6 protein-coding genes and 1 pseudogene are annotated in these 3,357 nt (G+C 55.0%); 2 read left to right on the top strand and 5 right to left on the bottom strand.

The genetic code is table 11. The features are described from left to right. Nucleotides 1-191: 191 nt before the first annotated feature. Complete coding sequence (locus AAAB35_RS08355) at nt 192-815, top strand: tyrosine-type recombinase/integrase (RefSeq protein WP_340667756.1); 624 nt, start codon at nt 192-194, stop codon at nt 813-815. Nucleotides 816-1,054: 239 nt separating this feature from the next. On the opposite strand, the gene AAAB35_RS08360 is transcribed toward AAAB35_RS08355, so the two are convergent. Next, a complete protein-coding gene (locus AAAB35_RS08360) occupies nt 1,055-1,240 on the bottom strand; it encodes a hypothetical protein (protein ID WP_340667757.1) in 186 nt (61 codons plus the stop codon). Between AAAB35_RS08360 and AAAB35_RS08365 the strand changes: the two are divergent. Further along, nucleotides 1,184-1,411: pseudogene (locus AAAB35_RS08365) on the top strand (DDE-type integrase/transposase/recombinase); the annotation flags it as partial. The gene AAAB35_RS08360 and the pseudogene AAAB35_RS08365 overlap by 57 nt on opposite strands. 209 nt (nt 1,412-1,620) lie before the next feature. Here the strand turns inward: AAAB35_RS08365 and AAAB35_RS08370 are convergent. From AAAB35_RS08370 to minC, 4 genes are all read right to left on the bottom strand, one after another. Beyond that, entirely contained in the window at nt 1,621-1,809 is a 189-nt protein-coding gene (locus AAAB35_RS08370; RefSeq protein ID WP_340667758.1) for a hypothetical protein, read from the bottom strand. 50 nt (nt 1,810-1,859) lie between these two features. Next, nucleotides 1,860-2,123 (bottom strand): cell division topological specificity factor MinE, encoded by a 264-nt coding sequence (minE, locus tag AAAB35_RS08375; RefSeq protein ID WP_340667759.1) that lies wholly within the window; start codon nt 2,121-2,123, stop codon nt 1,860-1,862. Beyond that, nucleotides 2,120-2,935, bottom strand: coding sequence for a septum site-determining protein MinD (gene minD, locus AAAB35_RS08380; RefSeq protein ID WP_340667760.1), 816 nt, complete (start codon nt 2,933-2,935; stop codon nt 2,120-2,122). The genes minE and minD overlap by 4 nt, the downstream gene beginning before the upstream one ends. Nucleotides 2,936-2,966: 31 nt before the next feature. Beyond that, the coding region (minC, locus tag AAAB35_RS08385; RefSeq protein WP_340667762.1) for a septum site-determining protein MinC at nt 2,967-3,357 on the bottom strand (391 nt) is incomplete at its 5' end.

Below are 3,357 nucleotides of genomic sequence, written 5' to 3' on the forward strand. Positions count from 1 at the left end.
GTCAGGCTCCTTGTTGAAGAAGCTCGTCATGCTCCGCCCTTGCCGGACGACGTTCAATCCAGGCGCAGCCTCCAGCCTGTGCCCTCTATCTCAACCGCAGGCGCCCTCCCGCGCAGCGGGTTCGTTCTTCGGCCCCATCACCGTTCTCATGTGTTCTTCTCGTGGCCAATGTTGGTCAAAGGAGAACGAATATGGGTATTGCACAATACGATCCTAACGCACTGGGACGACCGGCTTGGAACGCGGGCCGAAAGGTCGGCGTCAAGAAGCCGCTAAAGCAGCGCCAGATTTGGGCGATCCGCTTTTACCTCGACCGGGAGGGACGCATGAGAGATCGCGCCTTGTTTGACCTCGCAATCGACAGCAAGCTGCGTGATCTCGTCAAAATGAAAATCGGAAGCCTCGTGACAGGAACAGAAATTCGAACCCGAGCCATGGTCGTCCAGCAAAAGACGGGCCATCCGGTTCAGTTCGAAATCACGGCGGACGTGAGGGCAAGTTTGCTCGCATGGCTTCAGCGGCGAGGTGGAACAGTTGACGACTACGCCTTTCCAAGTCGAGTCGATACCGATCATCTGAGTACTCGCCAATATGCCCGATTGGTCGACAAATGGGTGACCGCAATTGGTCTACGACGCGAAGACTACGGCACACACTCGCTTCGACGCACGAAGGCCGCAATGATCTACAAGTCGACAGGTAATCTTCGTGCGATTCGAATCCTGTTGGGGCACACCAAGATCGAAAATACGGTCAAGTACCTTGGAGTGGACATTGAGGATGCACTGGAACTAGCGGAGCATACTGAGATCTGAGCGCGTGCGGTCCCTCCAACGAAGGGGCTGCACGTATCAACGGAATGTTTCCAATTCCAAAGTTTGCAATTGAACGCTATGCGCCCTAATGACAGTCATTCCACGGCCCCGTCCATTCACCAAAAAGCGGACACTGCTATTGCAGAGGCCGCGGGCAGCTTTGCGCCCTCATTTCGGATACTAGTGCCGCCCAAGTGATTTCCTGAGAGCTGCCGTTGTTCAAAGCGGCTGATAGCCGCCTACGGCACCGTCGAACCTATCGTCGGAGCGAGGCCGGAAGGCCGGAAGTTCCCCTTGCGTTCCTCGGTTTCGCTAGGTTTCCCGACGATGTCGACCGAAGCTGCAGGATCGCTCCCGGCGGCGGCTGAAAGCCAATCACGATCAGGTCGAGCAAATACCTCAACAACCGGATCGAGCAGGATCATCGGCGCATCAAACGGCGTGTGGGATCAATGCTCGGTTTCAAGTCTGAGGCAACCGCGGCCACTCTCTTGGCAGGCATCGAGATGATCCACACGATGCGCAAGCGACATGCGAGGTATGCCTACAATCCCAGTCAGTCCATCGCCGAGCAATTCGACATCCTTGCTCCATGACAACCGCACATCGCTTCGTTCACCGTACCCGTAGCGAAAATTTGCGCCCGAACCGTTCACACTCACCCCGAAGGCAACGCAGACACTATTGCGGTGGCACGTTGTGGCAATGGCGCGACATCTGAATGAGTCACCCGGGAGAAATTACCGGTTTCTGAGCCAGTGGCCCCAGATTTGTTCCCTGAATTATCGGCAAAAGAACCTTGAAGTCACCCTAAGGATGCGGAGTGCGCTTCCGCCGCCTTACGCTCGATTCCAACAGCTTCTTCACAAAGAGCCACGTGCTTGGCCAATGCATCGATTGGCAGGAACGCACTGACTGTGGAAATGTCGCGCTTTTGAAACTTTGGCATTCTTTGAAGTTCTTTCAGCCGCTCGAGAAGTGCAACCCGGGTCATACTGTTCTCCTTCGTTTCAATACTCGGCTTGTGCCCCTGACCTGTTTCTCTCAGGCAGCCCGGATACCAGCGCCCAAGGGAATTTCAATGTCGACTTCCAGCGTCGAGACTTGATCATCGCTGCCCATTTTCACCCGAACTTTTTCTCTGTCGATTTTTATGTGCTTGGCCACGACTGCCAGAATTTCTTCTCGCAACTGAAGGACCAGGTCCGAATGTCCTTGTGACGCGCGCTCATGGGCAAGCAGAATTTGCAGACGCTCGCGTGCCCTTGGTGCCGAAGCCTGCTTATTGAAAAAACGGAAAATGCTCATGCTGCCCTCCGCCGGAAGATCTTGCCTATCAAACTGCGCTTTTCGCTCGGGATCGTGACCGGGACATTTTCGCCCGCGAGGCGCCGTGCGGCATCCAGATATGCCAGGGCCGGGGCACTGTCCTTATCAGCCAGGGTTACAGGAGAACCAATGTTGGACGCCCGCAGAACGTCTTGACTCTCCGGAATAATACCGAGCAACGGAATGGATAGAATTTCGAGGACATCGTCGACCTTCAGCATGTCGCCTCGTTCAGCCCGACTCGCATCGTAGCGCGTCAAGAGGAGGTGTTTCTCAATTCTTTCTCCCCGTTCAGCTTTAAGAGTTTTGGAGTCAAGAAGGCCAATAATTCGATCTGAATCGCGAACCGACGAGACTTCCGGATTCGTTACGACGACTGCCACGTCTGCATGCCGCATCGCTAATGTCGCCCCACGTTCAATTCCTGCCGGGCTGTCGCAGATGATCCAATCGAACGATTTCTTCAAATCGTCGATGACCTTTTCGACACCCTCAGCTGTGAGATTGTCTTTGTCGCGGGTCTGGGATGCGGGCAACAAGAAAAGCGTATCGAGCCGTTTATCGCGGATGAGAGCCTGAGGCAATTTGGCGTCACCCTGGATGACGTTGACCAGATCAAAGACGACACGACGTTCAGCGCCCATAACGAGATCGAGATTTCGTAATCCCACATCGAAATCGATAACAACTGTCTTCTCATTGCGCTGGGCAAGCGCAGCGCCAAGTGCGGCGGTTGACGTTGTTTTGCCAACACCTCCTTTGCCCGAGGTAACTACTATCACTTTTGCCATACTCTTTTCCTATCTTCCCCGAAGCACTGACCTAACCAAATGTTTCTGCCAATATGGCGTCTCCCTCAAGCCACAGCTGTACGGCTTTCCCCCGAAATCGAGGCTCCATATCTTCCGCAGTCTTGTAGAGGCCATCAATGGCCAACAGTTCCGCTTCAAGTTTGCGGCAAAAAATGCGTGCCGATGCGTTTCCGGCTGATCCCGCCATGGCCCGGCCTCGTAGCGTGCCATAGACGTGGATTGAGCCACCTGCGACTATTTCAGCGCCCGAGGCGACTGACCCGATGATCGTTACCTCGCCCTCCGGAAAGATCACCGATTGCCCTGATCGCACAGGCTCTTTTATGATGATCGACGGCATCACACGGATTTGCGCGCCGCCGGGAGAACTCGTTGGCGGTACCGGAGGTTCGTTGTTTCCG

The organism is Phyllobacterium sp. (assembly GCF_037994425.1).
Lineage (GTDB): Bacteria > Pseudomonadota > Alphaproteobacteria > Rhizobiales > Rhizobiaceae > Phyllobacterium.

What these genes read in the sequence shown, in the direction of transcription:
- AAAB35_RS08355 (WP_340667756.1), top strand. Translation starts at nt 192, where the DNA reads ATGGGTATTGCACAATACGATCCTAACGCACTGGGACGACCGGCTTGG.
- AAAB35_RS08360 (WP_340667757.1), bottom strand. Translation starts at nt 1,240, where the DNA reads ATGATCCTGCTCGATCCGGTTGTTGAGGTATTTGCTCGACCTGATCGT.
- AAAB35_RS08370 (WP_340667758.1), bottom strand. Translation starts at nt 1,809, where the DNA reads ATGACCCGGGTTGCACTTCTCGAGCGGCTGAAAGAACTTCAAAGAATG.
- minE (WP_340667759.1), bottom strand. Translation starts at nt 2,123, where the DNA reads ATGAGCATTTTCCGTTTTTTCAATAAGCAGGCTTCGGCACCAAGGGCA.
- minD (WP_340667760.1), bottom strand. Translation starts at nt 2,935, where the DNA reads ATGGCAAAAGTGATAGTAGTTACCTCGGGCAAAGGAGGTGTTGGCAAA.